This is a genomic window from Priestia sp. YIM B13552 (assembly GCF_042787775.1).
GTDB lineage: Bacteria > Bacillota > Bacilli > Bacillales > Bacillaceae_H > Priestia > Priestia megaterium_E.
In genome coordinates this window covers 877,705-892,481 of the sequence record NZ_JBHZOU010000002.1, presented here as the reverse complement: position 1 = coordinate 892,481, position 14,777 = coordinate 877,705, and the positions used below count along the sequence as shown (strand labels likewise).

14 protein-coding genes and 1 other annotated feature are annotated in these 14,777 nt (G+C 39.1%); all 14 genes read left to right on the top strand.

What is annotated here, in order from left to right; genetic code table 11:
- Positions 1 to 18: 18 nt before the first annotated feature.
- Complete coding sequence (locus tag ACFX40_RS10695; RefSeq protein WP_098524642.1) at positions 19 to 1,161, top strand: cysteine desulfurase family protein; 1,143 nt, start codon at positions 19 to 21, stop codon at positions 1,159 to 1,161.
- 106 nt (positions 1,162 to 1,267) lie between these two features.
- Entirely contained in the window at positions 1,268 to 2,380 is a 1,113-nt protein-coding gene (gene mnmA / locus ACFX40_RS10690) for a tRNA 2-thiouridine(34) synthase MnmA (protein ID WP_028410593.1), read from the top strand.
- A gap of 157 nt (positions 2,381 to 2,537) precedes the next feature.
- Positions 2,538 to 3,197 (top strand): tetratricopeptide repeat protein, encoded by a 660-nt coding sequence (locus ACFX40_RS10685; RefSeq protein WP_013085089.1) that lies wholly within the window; start codon positions 2,538 to 2,540, stop codon positions 3,195 to 3,197.
- Between the two features lie 24 nt (positions 3,198 to 3,221).
- Positions 3,222 to 5,579 (top strand): SF1B family DNA helicase RecD2, encoded by a 2,358-nt coding sequence (gene recD2, locus ACFX40_RS10680; protein WP_013059293.1) that lies wholly within the window; start codon positions 3,222 to 3,224, stop codon positions 5,577 to 5,579.
- Positions 5,580 to 5,720: 141 nt separating this feature from the next.
- The gene (locus tag ACFX40_RS10675) at positions 5,721 to 5,912 is read left to right on the top strand and encodes a hypothetical protein (protein ID WP_013059292.1); all 192 of its coding nucleotides are present in this window, start codon (positions 5,721 to 5,723) and stop codon (positions 5,910 to 5,912) included.
- A 25-nt stretch (positions 5,913 to 5,937) separates the two neighbouring features.
- The gene (locus tag ACFX40_RS10670; protein WP_013059291.1) at positions 5,938 to 6,072 is read left to right on the top strand and encodes a YrzQ family protein; all 135 of its coding nucleotides are present in this window, start codon (positions 5,938 to 5,940) and stop codon (positions 6,070 to 6,072) included.
- A 114-nt stretch (positions 6,073 to 6,186) separates the two neighbouring features.
- Positions 6,187 to 7,248, top strand: coding sequence for an AI-2E family transporter (locus ACFX40_RS10665; protein ID WP_013059290.1), 1,062 nt, complete (start codon positions 6,187 to 6,189; stop codon positions 7,246 to 7,248).
- A 51-nt stretch (positions 7,249 to 7,299) separates the two neighbouring features.
- Positions 7,300 to 7,511, top strand: a binding site (T-box leader).
- 125 nt (positions 7,512 to 7,636) lie between these two features.
- Positions 7,637 to 10,270 (top strand): alanine--tRNA ligase, encoded by a 2,634-nt coding sequence (gene alaS, locus ACFX40_RS10660; RefSeq protein WP_028410594.1) that lies wholly within the window; start codon positions 7,637 to 7,639, stop codon positions 10,268 to 10,270.
- An 84-nt stretch (positions 10,271 to 10,354) separates the two neighbouring features.
- Complete coding sequence (locus ACFX40_RS10655; protein ID WP_013059287.1) at positions 10,355 to 10,624, top strand: IreB family regulatory phosphoprotein; 270 nt, start codon at positions 10,355 to 10,357, stop codon at positions 10,622 to 10,624.
- A complete protein-coding gene (gene ruvX, locus ACFX40_RS10650; protein WP_013059286.1) occupies positions 10,625 to 11,041 on the top strand; it encodes a Holliday junction resolvase RuvX in 417 nt (138 codons plus the stop codon). It abuts the gene before it with no gap.
- Positions 11,042 to 11,195: 154 nt separating this feature from the next.
- Positions 11,196 to 11,480 carry a DUF1292 domain-containing protein gene (locus tag ACFX40_RS10645; protein WP_013059285.1) on the top strand — a complete coding sequence of 95 codons (285 nt, stop codon included), beginning with the start codon at positions 11,196 to 11,198 and terminating at the stop codon, positions 11,478 to 11,480.
- A 412-nt stretch (positions 11,481 to 11,892) separates the two neighbouring features.
- Positions 11,893 to 12,996 carry an endolytic transglycosylase MltG gene (gene mltG / locus ACFX40_RS10640; protein WP_028410595.1) on the top strand — a complete coding sequence of 368 codons (1,104 nt, stop codon included), beginning with the start codon at positions 11,893 to 11,895 and terminating at the stop codon, positions 12,994 to 12,996.
- A gap of 181 nt (positions 12,997 to 13,177) precedes the next feature.
- Positions 13,178 to 13,834 carry an O-methyltransferase gene (locus ACFX40_RS10635; RefSeq protein WP_013059283.1) on the top strand — a complete coding sequence of 219 codons (657 nt, stop codon included), beginning with the start codon at positions 13,178 to 13,180 and terminating at the stop codon, positions 13,832 to 13,834.
- Positions 13,831 to 14,760 carry a peptidase U32 family protein gene (locus ACFX40_RS10630; RefSeq protein WP_028410597.1) on the top strand — a complete coding sequence of 310 codons (930 nt, stop codon included), beginning with the start codon at positions 13,831 to 13,833 and terminating at the stop codon, positions 14,758 to 14,760. Before ACFX40_RS10635 ends, ACFX40_RS10630 begins: the two co-directional genes overlap by 4 nt.
- Positions 14,761 to 14,777: the final 17 nt, after the last annotated feature.

The following is a 14,777-nucleotide window of genomic DNA, read 5'->3' as shown; positions in this document are numbered from 1 at the left end:
AGCTAGGAGGCGTTTATTTTGGAACGTATTTATGTTGATCATGCAGCAACGTCTCCAATACATCCAGCAGTCGTTGAGAAAATGACGACTTTTATGTATGAGTACTTTGGAAATCCGTCTAGTATTCATCACTACGGGCGGGAAAGTCGACGCTATTTAGACGAAGCTCGCCAAACGATTGCAGCAAGTATTGGAGCACACGAAAATGAACTGATTTTTACAAGTGGTGGGACAGAAGCAGATAATATGGCACTGATCGGAGTAGCTCTTGCAAACCGCCATAAAGGAAATCATATTATTACCACGCAAATTGAACACCACGCTGTGCTTCATACGTGTGAATATTTAGAAACACAGGGCTTTGAAGTGACTTACTTGCCAGTTAATGAGTACGGACAAGTATCTATGGATGAAATAAAATCAGCCCTGACCGATCAAACAATTCTTGTGTCGGTGATGTTTGGAAATAATGAAGTAGGTGCTATTCAGCCAATTGGAGAAATTGGAGTTCTATTAAAAGAGCATGGAGCATATTTCCATACGGATGCAGTGCAAGCTTATGGATTAATTCCGTTAAATGTGCAACAATTAGGTGTCGATCTTTTATCCGTTTCGGCTCATAAAATTAACGGACCAAAAGGGATGGGCTTTTTATATGCAGCTGCTCACGTTTCACTGTCTCCTTTGCTATTTGGAGGAGAACAAGAGCGCAAACGACGAGCTGGAACTGAGAACATGACAAGTATTGTCGGGTTTGAAGAAGCTGTGAAAATTTCGCAACAAACGCTGCAAACACGTGCAGATGAATATAGAAGATACAAAGAAATAATGGTAGCTGTGTTGAAAGAAGAAGGTATTTCGTTTGAAATTAACGGACATCTTGAAAATGCTCTGCCACATGTGTTAAATTTATCATTTCCAAAAACAAATGTTGAATCGATGCTCGTAAATTTAGACTTAGCAGGAATTGCGGCATCGAGCGGTTCAGCTTGCACAGCGGGAGCAATCGATCCTTCTCATGTGCTTGTAGCTATGTTTGGAAAAGGGTCTGAACGTTTAACAACTTCTATTCGATTTAGCTTTGGCTTAGGAAACTCAGCTGAGCAAATTGAAAAAACCGCACGTCAAACAGCAAACATCGTTAAGCGACTAACGATGTAAATAGCAGCCATCAGTAGGGTCTTCATCCCTCACTGATGGTTTGTGTCGTTTCTTTCGCTTTTTAGCGAACAATTTAATTAAAATGAAGAAAACGGAGGTGGCGAAGTTGACAAAATCACCTAAAGATACACGTGTGGTAGTCGGAATGAGCGGAGGCGTTGATTCATCTGTAGCAGCTCTTTTGTTAAAACAACAAGGATACGATGTGATCGGAATCTTTATGAAAAACTGGGACGATACGGATGAAAACGGCGTTTGTACTGCGACTGAAGATTATAACGATGTTATTCGCGTATGTAATCAAATTGGTATTCCCTACTATGCAGTCAACTTTGAAAAACAATATTGGGATAAAGTATTTACCTACTTTTTAGATGAATATAAAGCAGGTCGTACACCGAATCCTGATGTAATGTGTAATAAAGAAATTAAATTCAAAGCCTTTTTAGAGCATGCAATGACGCTAGGAGCAGATTATCTAGCGACAGGACATTATGCACGCGTTGCGTACCGCGACGGGGAGTATAAAATGCTTCGAGGCGTAGATGGAAATAAAGATCAAACGTATTTCTTAAATCAATTAGGACAAGATCAGCTTTCCAAAGTAATGTTCCCGATTGGTGAAATTGAGAAATCAAAAGTGCGTGAAATTGCAAAAGAAGCAGGCCTTGCTACAGCAACGAAAAAAGATAGCACAGGTATTTGCTTTATTGGTGAACGCAACTTCAAAGAATTTTTAAGTCAGTATCTTCCTGCTCAGCCAGGTGTAATGCAAACGCTTGACGGCGAAGTGAAAGGCAAGCATGACGGTCTCATGTACTATACAATTGGCCAACGCCATGGTTTAGGTATTGGAGGCAGCGGTGAACCTTGGTTTGTAGTCGGAAAAGATTTAGAAAAAAATGTTTTGTACGTCGATCAAGGTTTTCACAATGAGTTGCTCTATTCTACATCTCTTACAGCAACCAATGTCAGCTGGGTAAGCGACCTTGACTGGTCGTCACCAATGACGTGTACAGCAAAATTCCGCTATCGTCAAACCGATTCAGCAGTAACTGTTGAAAAAGTCGATGATGATACAATTAAGGTTATTTTTGCTGAACCTGTTCGCGCAATTACGCCAGGTCAAGCAGTTGTGTTTTACAAAGACGATGAATGTCTTGGCGGAGCAACAATTGACAAAGTATTTCAAGAAGAAGAGCAAATCTGGTACGTATAATTCATATAAGCAAGAACGAAAAACCTCGGCCGTATATAGCTGAGGTTTTTCTATGATATACTTTACTTATTGGGTAAACTAATAACTTACATATTGTAGATTTTCATGATGTGAAAATCTTTTAAATCATAACTAAAACAGTGGAGTGAACGAAAAAATGACAGATAAAAATCAGCTAGGAATCCAGTATATGCAGGAAGGGAAATTTGAAGAGGCTGCTAAAACATTTTCAGAAGCAATTGAAGATAATCCAAAAGATCCAATTGTGTATGTGAATTTTGGCAATTTGTTAGCGGCTGTTAGTGAGATGGATCGTGCTTTGAAATTTTATGAACGTGCGATTGAATTAGATGAAGAAACGGCAACAGCGTATTACGGAGCAGGAAATATTTATTTTAATGCAGAGCAGCTTGAGCAGGCAAAGCACTACTTTGATTTAGCAATCAAAAAAGGCTTAGACTCATCCGATGCGTACTTTATGCTTGGTTTAACGCTGTTTCATATGGAAGAAATTCGTTTCGCGATGCCTTATCTTCAGCGGGCGGTAGAACTAAACGAACATGATGTAGAAGCAAAATTTCAGTACGGTCTTTGTTTAGCACAGCTCGAAATGGTAGATGAAGCAATTGCTGAATTTCTTAAGGTAGTCAATCAAGAGCCAGAACATGCCGATGCTTTTTATAATTTAGGCGTAGCTTATGCTATGAAAGATGACAAAGACAAGGCGATTGAGATGTTAGATGAAGCTTTAAACGTGCAGCCAGATCACGTAATGGCAGCAAATGCCAAACAAGTGCTGTCTACATTAGAACATTAAGAAAGCGGGTAAAGGAAGGATAACATGAACGAAGAACAAGTGAACCCTTCACAGCCAGAACGTCATTATATAAGCGGCACGTCGATTGTAACGGTCTTTCATAACGAAGAAAACTTATATAACGTTACGCGGATACGGATCAAAAAAACAAATTTAGAGATTGAAGATAAAGAAACGGTCGTTACAGGCTATTTTCCTAAGCTGAATGAAGATGAAGTATACACGTTTTACGGAGACTTCAAAGAGCATCCAAAGTTTGGTCTGCAGTTTCATGTTGAACAGTTTAAAAAAGAACTTCCGCAATCAAGGCAAGGGGTTGTTCAGTACCTGTCTAGCGATTTATTTCACGGAATCGGTAAAAAAACCGCTGAAAACATTGTGGACGCCCTAGGAGAACGCGCTATTTTTCGTATTTTGCAAAATGAGTCTGTGCTAAAAGAGGTTCCGAGGCTTTCAGCCGACAAGGCAGAAGCTTTAGTCACGCAGCTTCGTGAACATCAAGGGTTAGAAGAAGTAATGGTAAAGCTGACAGACCTCGGGTTTGGACCGCAGCTTTCGATGAAGATTTTCCAAGCGTATAAACAAGAAGCGCTTGAAATTGTTCAAAATAATCCTTATCAGCTCGTAGAAGATATTCAAGGTATTGGTTTTAGCAGGGCCGATGAACTTGGAAAGAGGCTTGGTATGGCAACCAATCATCCTGATCGTTTGCGCGCAGGTATTTTATACGTCATTGAGCAAGAATGCAATCAAATGGGGCATGTATACGTTACGGCAGACCAGCTGTATGGAAAAACAGCAGAGCTTCTTCGGAAAAGCAGGCATGAGAATCTGTCTGAAATGGATCTTACAAGAGAAGTGGACGCATTAAAAGCAGATAAAAAGCTTATCATCCAAGACGAAAAAATTTATTTTCCTCCCCTTTTCTATGCTGAAAAAGGGCTGGTTAAAGCTATTCAAAAAATTATGGCTCAAACGCAGTACGAAGAGCAGTTTCCGGAATCAGAATTCTTATTGGCTCTGGGTGAACTAGAAGAGCGGTTAGACGTCCAATATGCACCGTCTCAGCGCAAGGGTATACAAACCGCTTTAATGTCTCCAATGCTTCTCTTAACAGGTGGACCAGGTACAGGAAAAACAACGGTTATTAAAGGAATAGTCGAACTTTATGCAGAACTTCACGGATGTTCGTTAAATCCAGGGGACTATAAAAAAGATGAGGCTTTTCCTGTTTTACTTGTGGCACCTACGGGACGAGCTGCTAAACGAATGAGCGAAGCGACGGGACTTCCGGCAGTCACGATTCACCGATTATTAAAATGGAACGGACAAGAAGGATTTGATCATAATGAGGAAAATCCAATTGACGGAAAATTACTGATTGTAGATGAAGTATCAATGGTAGATTTGTGGCTCGCTCATCAGCTGTTTAAATCTCTTCCTGCTAATTTACAGGTTATTTTAGTTGGAGACGAAGACCAGCTTCCTTCAGTAGGTCCGGGACAGGTATTAAAAGATTTACTGAGTTCCGAAGTAGTTCCTACCGTCCGTCTGACAGATGTATACAGGCAAGCGGAAGGATCGTCAATTATTGATTTGGCTCATGAAATAAAAAAAGGAAAGCTTCCGGAAGACTTATCGAGGCAGCAAGGAGATCGTTCCTTTATTCGTTGTCAAGGACAGCACATTACGAACGTTGTGCAACAAGTTTGCGGGAATGCGTTAAAAAAAGGCTATACGGCTAAAGATATTCAAGTTTTAGCTCCTATGTATAAAGGTCCTGCAGGGATTGATAAACTGAATGAAGTTCTTCAGGAATTATTTAACCCGGCTTCTGAGCAAAGAAGAGAGCTTAAGCACGGAGATATTACGTACCGAGTCGGAGATAAAGTGCTGCAACTTGTAAATCAGCCGGATAGCAACGTATTTAACGGAGATATGGGAGAAATCGTTTCGGTTTTCTTTGCCAAAGAAAATACGGAAAAACAGGATATGCTGGTTATTTCATATGAAGGAAATGAAGTAACTTACACAAAGCAAGACTTTAATCAAATAACTCATGCATACTGCTGTTCCATTCATAAATCACAGGGAAGTGAATTTCCCATTGTTGTGCTTCCAATTGTTAAAAGCTATTACCGGATGCTGCGACGCAATTTACTTTATACCGCCGTTACGCGAAGCAAACAGTTTTTAATTTTATGCGGAGAAGACGAAGCGTTTCAGCTTGGAGTTAGCCGAAATGAAGACAGCGTTCGCCAAACGAATTTACAGCCGCTGCTTCGAGAAAGCTTGGATAACGACATAGAAGATCCCGAAATTCCATTTATGAAAGATGCAAATATTGGGATGGAAAACGTTACGCCGTATGATTTCATGTAACCTTTCGCATGCTAACAAAGAGTTAAATAAACTCCTTTGTTGCCATCCTTCTTTGCTAATTGTCAGAAAATAAAGTATGGACATGGAAAGAAGTGGACATAATGCGTTTATATAAGTAGAACGTATAAAGAGGTGTCGACTTTGTTTAAATGTCCAAACTGTAAAAGTATTGACGTTGGCAAAATTGGTGTAAATCAGTATTACTGCTGGAATTGTTTTATTGAAATGACTATTTCAAAAGGACAAATTAATACTCACCAAGTAGAAGAAGATGGAACATTGAGCTCGCTTGATGATTTATTCTCAGACGACGAGCGCACAATCAATTTCTAATTCTTTTTTACCGGGAGGAAGAGCAATGGGCAGAATCATTCCGTCAGTAGTCGCTTTCGGTCTTGGAGCTTATGCATTTAAAATGGCAGATGATCGAGAGATGTTTACAAAAAGAAATATGAAAAAAATGCGTAAACGTATGATGAAAGCTATTCACTAATAAAAAAAGCACTATTGCACTGAGCTGCAATAGTGCTTTTTTGCAGGCAGAAGAGACAACTGCATGTATAAACTCCTTTCTTTATCAAAAAATAGAAGAGAGGAGGAGTTTACGTTGAAAGATAGTTCATTCAAATGGTTCTATAGATTCGGACTGCTGTTATTAGCGCTGCTGTGCATATTAGTCTTTTTTAAAGTCCAGTTTTTATGGCTTCCTGTTATTTACATGTTTTTAAAAGCACTGCTGCCTTTTTTTATTGCAGCATTCATTACATATTTACTTCATCCGCTTATTGAAAAAACGCATGATAAAGGCGTGCCTCGTCCTCTAGCTATTTTACTGATCTACATCATCTTTTTTGGAGGAATTGGGTTTGGAGCCTATAAGTCGTATCCTATTTTTGTGGAACAAGTAAAAGATTTAAACGAACAGCTGCCTCATTTTACGAATACATATAGACATTGGGTAGAATCGATTCATGATCGTACAACTTCACTTCCAAACGGTGTACATGAGAAAATTGAAGGCAGCATTGATGATGTAGAGGCTACGCTCAACGTGTGGCTTACAAAAGTGGCGGAAGGATTAAAGTCATTGATTACCTCTTTTTTGATTTTAATCATTATTCCATTTATTGTTTTTTATATGCTGAAGGATTTTTCCTCTATTAAGAAAGCAACAGCTTATGTCACGCCTAAAAAGTGGCACAAACCAGGCGAACGTTTTTTATCGGATGTGAATGAATCACTCGGCAATTACATTAGAGGGCAATTTTTTGTTTGTCTCATTATTGGTGTGATTGCCACAGCGGCACTGTGGTTCTTTCATGTGCCTTATGCACTTCTTTTAGGCTTCATTATTGGCGTAACGAATATCATCCCTTATTTTGGCCCGATTATTGGTGCGGTTCCAGCGGCTATTATTGCAGCCACAATCTCGATAAAGTTGGTTATTACCATTGTCATTATAATCTTTGTGCTGCAGTTTCTAGAGGGAAATGTGCTGTCTCCGCTTATCGTAGGAAAGAGCCTTCATATTCATCCTTTGTTTATCATGCTTGCGCTCCTTTTAGGAGGAGAATTTGGAGGAGTATTGGGTCTCATTTTGGCTGTGCCAATTTTAGCAGTCATTAAAATATCTATTTTGCATATCCGCTCTTATACGCTCAAACATTGACAAAGAGCGGTTAATTTGTCATAATATCGCCATAAGAAAACGCTACATATTTTAAACACAATGATGGATCGAGTACGTTGCACACTAGTTTTTAGAGAAGGGCTTCCTTGGCTGAAAGAAGCGCTAAACAAAGAGCAGCGGAACGCTAGTCCAGAGTGCAGGCTAAAACCTGCCGTGTCAGCAACGTTAACGCTATGAAGGTGATAAATGCTTTTGGCATTTATAATCAGGGTGGTACCGCGAGTTCAACTCTCGTCCCTGCTACAGGGATGAGAGTTTTTTTGTGTGCAAATAACTAGTAATTGCTTTTGTACACAGAGAAAATAGATGCTTTTATGTCATCATTTTTTTGTCTATAAATAAGAAGAGTATTAAAGGAGGACCAATCATGAAAAAACTGACGTCAGCACAAGTTCGTCAAATGTATTTAGATTTCTTTAAAGAAAAAGGCCATGATGTAGAACCAAGCGCATCTTTAGTTCCGCATGAAGATCCGTCTTTATTATGGATTAACAGTGGAGTAGCTACATTAAAAAAATATTTTGATGGTCGTGTTATTCCTCAAAATCCGCGTATTTGTAACGCACAAAAATCCATTCGTACAAACGATATCGAAAACGTAGGTAAAACGGCTCGCCATCATACGTTTTTTGAAATGCTTGGTAATTTCTCTATCGGTGATTATTTCAAAGAAGAAGCCATCCAATGGGCATGGGAATTTTTAACGAGCGATAAATGGATTGGATTCGACGCAGATAAGCTATCTGTAACAGTTCACCCCGAAGATGAAGAAGCATTTAAGATTTGGAATGAAAAAATGGGCGTGCCTAAAGAGCGCATCATTCGTTTAGAAGGTAATTTCTGGGATATCGGAGAAGGTCCGAGTGGTCCAAATACAGAGATCTTTTATGATCGCGGAGAAGCATATGGAAATGACCTAACTGATCCGGAATTATATCCAGGTGGAGAAAATGAGCGTTATTTAGAAATTTGGAACCTTGTATTTTCTCAATTTAATCACAATCCTGATGGCACGTACACGCCGCTTCCAAAGAAAAACATCGATACGGGAATGGGCTTAGAGCGTATGGTTTCTGTTATTCAAGACGTGCAAACAAACTTTGATACAGATTTGTTTATGCCAATTATTGAAGCAACAGAAAACATTTCAGGCGCTAAATATCGTACAAATGATGAGCAAGATACGGCATTTAAAGTTATTGCTGACCATATTCGTACGGTAACATTTGCTGTAGGTGATGGTGCGCTTCCTTCAAATGAAGGTCGTGGGTATGTGCTGCGCCGTTTGTTACGCCGAGCAGTTCGCTATGCTAAAAAGCTAAACATTAATCGTCCGTTCATGTACGAGCTAGTGCCGGTAGTAGGTGAAATCATGGTTGATTTCTATCCGGAAGTAAAGGAAAAAACGGATTTTATCCAGCGCGTAGTAAAAAATGAAGAAGAGCGTTTTCACGAAACGTTAAATGACGGACTAGCTATTTTGGGAACCGTTATTAAAAAAGAAAAAGCGCAAAACAGTGATATGGTACAAGGCGAAGATGTTTTCCGTTTATATGACACGTATGGATTCCCTGTTGAATTAACGGAAGAATATGCAGAAGATGAGAACATGAAAATTGATCATGCAGGTTTTGAACGCGAAATGGAAGCACAGCGTGAGCGTGCACGTGCTGCTCGTCAAGATTCTAGCTCTATGCAAGTTCAAGGCGGCGTACTTGGTGAAGTAACTGTTGCAAGTGAGTTTGTTGGTTATGATAAAAATGAAGTAGAAACAGTTGTTGAAGCAATTATTGTAGACGGTGAGCTTGTTGACCGCGCTGAAGCTGGAACAGAAGCGCAAGTCATCTTAAGCCACACGCCATTCTACGCAGAAAGCGGCGGTCAAATTGCGGACCAAGGTACGATTCAAAGTGCTTCAGGAACAGCGGAAGTAAAAGACGTTCAAAAAGCGCCAAACGGCCAAAATGTCCAAACGGTAGCTGTAACAAACGGTGAGCTTGTAAAAGGTGAAACATATACGGCGGGGCTTGATGAAGAAAACCGCAGTGCGATTGTGAAAAACCATACGGCAACACATTTATTGCATCAAGCATTAAAAGATACGTTAGGAACGCATGTTAATCAAGCGGGTTCTTTAGTAACAGCGGATCGCTTGCGCTTTGACTTCTCTCACTTTGGTCAAGTGACACAAGAAGAGCTTGAGAAAATTGAACAAATCGTTAATGAAAAGATTTGGGACAGCATCTCTGTACAAATTGAAAACAAAGCAATTGACGAAGCAAAAGCGATGGGTGCAATGGCGCTATTTGGTGAGAAATACGGAGATATCGTGCGCGTAGTACAAGTAGGCGACTACAGCTTAGAATTATGTGGTGGATGTCACGTGCCAAATACGTCTGTTATCGGTTTATTTAAAATTGTATCAGAATCGGGAATCGGTGCAGGTACTCGACGCATTGAAGCTGTAACTGGAAAAGCTGCCTATCAGTTAATGAACGATCAAGTAGGCTTACTAAAAGAAGCTGCGGCAAAAGTAAAATCCAATCCGCGTGATTTAGTAGGGCGCGTTGAAGGATTACTAGAAGAAATTCGTAATCTTCAGCGTGAAAATGATTCACTATCTACAAAGCTTGGCAATATTGAAGCTGGCAATCTCGTTGACCGCGTACAAAACATTAATGGTGTGAATGTCCTAGCAGCGAAAGTGAATGCAACGGATATGAATAACCTTCGTGCAATGGTTGACGATTTAAAACAAAAATTAGAATCCGCTGTGATCGTATTAGCTTCTCCACAAGGTGAAAAGGTAAATATTATTGCAGGTGTAACAAAAGATTTAATTGCTAAAGGCCATCACGCTGGCAAACTTGTTAAAGAAGTAGCGACGATTTGCGGCGGAGGCGGAGGCGGACGCCCTGACATGGCGCAAGCTGGAGGAAAAGACGCTAGCCAAATTGAAAAAGCACTTGGCACTGTAGAAGAATGGGTTAAATCCGTTTAATTCTCCTCTTTCTTGGTGTACAATATAAATAAGACTTAGCATAGTGCACAATGTGTTCACAAATTAAGAGAGTGAGGTGGGACCGTGAGTTCATTTGATAAAACCATGCAATTTAATTTTCAAGATGAGCCAGCTGAAACAAACGTACATGAAGTATTGTTTACGGTTTATGACGCACTGCAAGAAAAAGGCTACAACCCAATCAACCAAATCGTTGGGTATTTGTTATCAGGAGACCCTGCTTACATTCCTCGTCATAACGATGCGAGAAATACAATTCGCCAGTTAGAGCGAGACGAGCTCATTGAAGAACTTGTTAAATCTTATTTACAACAGCATCGAAAGGATTCATAAATGCGCGTATTAGGATTAGATGTAGGAACCAAAACAATTGGTGTGGCAGTTAGTGATGAAATGGGATGGACAGCGCAAGGAATTGAAACAATTAAAATTGCAGATGAGCAGATGGAGCAATCATATCCTCGTTTACAGCAGCTAATTGACGAATATTCCGTAGAGAAAATCGTAGTGGGTCTTCCTAAAAATATGAATGGTACGATTGGCCCTCGAGGCGAAGCGTGCATTGAGTTTGCTGACAACGTCAAAGAAAAACTTAACATTGAAACGATGATGTGGGACGAGCGCTTGTCGACGATGGCAGCAGAGCGAGTACTGCTGTCTGCCGATGTAAGCCGTAAGAAACGCAAAAAAGTAATCGATAAAATGGCAGCTGTTATGATTCTTCAAGGATACTTAGACAGCAAGCAGTAAGAAAAGCAGCAGGCTTTGCCTCAGCTGAAAAGTTATGAATTTCCCTTTTGCATATTCTTTTGTACGTAAAAGGGAAGTGAAATAACTGAACGGCTTGCTTTTCGCTGAAGAAAAAGTTAAGCTAAGAGCTTACAATATAAAATGAGGTGCAAACATGAGCGTAGAAGAAAATAAAATTACAATCGTCGATGAGAATGGAAATGAGCAGCTATGCGAAATTTTATTCACATTTGATTCTGATCAATATAACAAATCATATGTAATTTACTATCCAATCGGAGCAGACCAAGATGATGAAGAGGAAATTGAAATTCATGCATCTGCTTTCACACCAAGTGAAGATGGTCAAGACGGTGAGCTTCAACCGATTGAAACAGAAGAAGAATGGGACATGGTTGAGGAAATGGTTAATACATTCCTTGACGAAGAAGGCGAATAATTATAGTGAAAAAGCTGATGACAATCGTTATCAGCTTTTTTTTACATAGCGGCTGTTCTTTTTAGATATAAAAAGGTTTTTCCTTGCATTCTTAGGGCAGATTGTATGATAATGACGAAAAATAAGATAAATTGTAGTATAATAATTCCTGCGTGTGAGAGTGCATTTTAATAAAAGAATTCATTGTTTGAACGGATGAAACTAGACTTTGGGCAGACAATAACATAAATCATGGAAAAATTTTAGAAGAGGCGAGAGTTTAAGGAAGCGATACCATCTCACACCTATAGGCGATACGAATGAATCGCAATCTCATGTCTCCTCTCTGTTTATACTTATAAAAAATCAAGAAGAAAAGAGGTGAAACTGGTTGTATCTTCTTTTACAGAAGTAGATTTAACCAGGAAGCTGCTTGTCGCAACAAACATTTTTACCACCTAATCGTTCAAGAAAAAAACGAGTTATTTTTATTACAATTATCGTACTTCTTTTACTAGTTGGCGGTGCATTTTTCTATGCTCAATCCCGCTTAACGCCCGTGGATCGAAACAGCAATAAAAAAGTAAATGTGACCATTCCACAAGGTTCTTCCGTCCAATCGATTGGTACGGTATTGAAAAAAGAAGATTTAATTAAAAGCAAAAGTGCATTTCGCTATTACGTAAAATTAACCCATGTGTCTGGATTTCAAGCTGGAACGTATTTATTTTCTCCTTCCATGAGTTTAGGGGAAATGGTTGAAAAAATGGAAAAAGGCCAGGTTTCAAAACAACCTGATATTCGTGTCACCATTCCAGAAGGACGCCAGCTTGTGGAAATTGCTGATATCATTGCTAAAAATACAAAGTTTACAAAAGACGAAGTCATGAAAAAGCTAGACGATAAGGCATTCGTCAATAAAATGAAAGAAAAATATCCAGATTTAGTAACGGATGAAGTGATGCAAAAAGATATTAAACATCCGCTAGAAGGTTATTTATATCCCGTTACGTATGATTTTTATGATAAAAATGTGTCGTTAGATGAAATATTGGATAAAATGGTAGGGAAAACAAATAATGTATTAGGTCAGTACAGTGGGCAAATGGAGAAGAAAAAATTCAGTGCACATAAATTGTTAACAATGTCTTCTCTGATTGAAGAGGAAGCAACTGCAAAAGTCGACCGAGAAAAAATTGCCAGCGTCTTTTATAATCGCCTTGAAAAAAATATGCCTCTTCAAACGGATCCAACCGTCTTATATGCCTTAGGAGAGCATAAAGACCGCGTGTTCTATAAGCATTTAGAAGTGGACTCTCCTTACAATACGTATAAAGTAAAAGGGTTGCCTCCAGGACCAATTGCCAGCTCTGGTTTGATGTCAATCAAAGCTGCGTTACATCCAGCCAATACAGATTATTTATACTTCTTGGCCACACCTGAAGGAAAAGTTATTTTCACCAAAACCTTAGAAGAACATAACAAAGAAAAAGCCAAGCATATTACAGGTAAAGAAAAGCAAAATACCGAAAAATAAGTGGAAATTTAAAATTGGGGAATCGCGATACTTCGCATTCCCCATCTTTTATGTTAAAATATATCGGGTTTACGTAAAAACGAAAAAAACTTATAATAGACTAGTTGTCTTACTATTTTGCAGTAATAAAACGTTATGAAAACATAATGTAAAATGTACTTCTGAGAACGGAGGAAGTGTTTTGCTTTTACAAAACGTAGAGCAGTATGTGGAAAAGCTTATTCCTAAGCGCCAGGAGCTTATTGAAGAAATGGAAGCTTATGCAAAAGAACATCACGTTCCAATTATGGAATTGATTGGTGTTGAAACGCTATTGCAAATTCTTCGTCTTCATCAGCCAAAACATATATTAGAAATTGGAACAGCGATTGCATATTCGTCTATTCGAATGACCCATGCGCTTCCAGAGGCACGAGTGGTTACGGTAGAACGAAATGAAGAGCGTTACCAAAAAGCGCAAGAATTTATTGAACGGGCGGGAAAACAAGATAAAATTGTGTCGTTGTTTGGAGATGCACTAGAGCTTAGAGATGAGATTGAACGTCATGGTCCTTATGATGCAGTGTTTATTGATGCAGCTAAAGGTCAGTATCAGCGTTTTTTTGAACATTATGAGCCGATGCTATCTTCTAAAGGAATGATTATTTCGGATAACGTACTATTTAAAGGTCACGTAGCGACCGATTTGGCCGAAGTAGAAACACGTCGACGCCGCAGCTTAATTAAAAAAATTCAGGCATACAATACGTGGCTGATGAATCATCCCGATTATTATACAACTATTCTCCCTATTGGAGACGGAATCGCGATTAGTATTAAAAGAGGTGACCAAGAATGAAAAAACCAGAACTATTAGTGACACCAACTGCAGTTTCAGAAATCGAATCATTACTACAAGCTGGAGCAACAGCTATTATGGTTGGTGAACAGCGCTACGGTTTGCGTTTAGCAGGTGAATTCAAACGTGAAGATATCGTAGAAGCTGTAAATATTTCTCATCAGCATAATGCAAAAGTCTACGTAGCGATGAACGGATTATTTCACAATGATAAAATCGCCGAACTAAATGAATATATTTTATTCTTAAAAGAAGCAAGCGTGGATGCGATTGTTTTTGGAGATCCTGCTGTATTGATGGCAGTGCGTGAAACAGCTCCAGAAATGAAGATGCACTGGAGTACTGAGACAACGGGAACAAACTGGTATTCATGTAACTACTGGGGGCGTAAAGGAGCTAAGCGTGCAGTTCTTGCTCGTGAGCTAAGCATGGATAGCATCATTGATATCAAAGAAAAAGCCGAGGTAGAAATTGAAGTTCAGGTGCATGGCATGACGTGTATGTTCCAATCAAAACGTTCACTTCTTGGCAACTACTTTGAGTATCAAGGAAAAGTCATGGAAATTGAAAATCGTAAAGTAGAAAAAGATATGTTTTTACTTGATAATGAGCGAAACAATAAGTATCCAATTTTCGAAGATGAAAATGGAACGCACATTATGAGTCCAAATGATATGTGCATTATCGATGAGCTTTCCGAGATGATTGACGCTGAAGTAGATGTATTCAAAATTGACGGCGTGTTAAAGTCACCGCAATATATTTTAGAAGTAACAAAAAAATATCGTCAAGCGATTGATTTATGTGTAGATGACCGTGAAGAATACGAAAATGTTAAAGACGATTTGTTAGAAGAAATTGAAAGCTTGCAGCCAATTAACCGCCCGTTAGACACAGGGTTTTTCTTTAAAGAAACGGTATATTAAAAAGCTTGCAAAGAAAG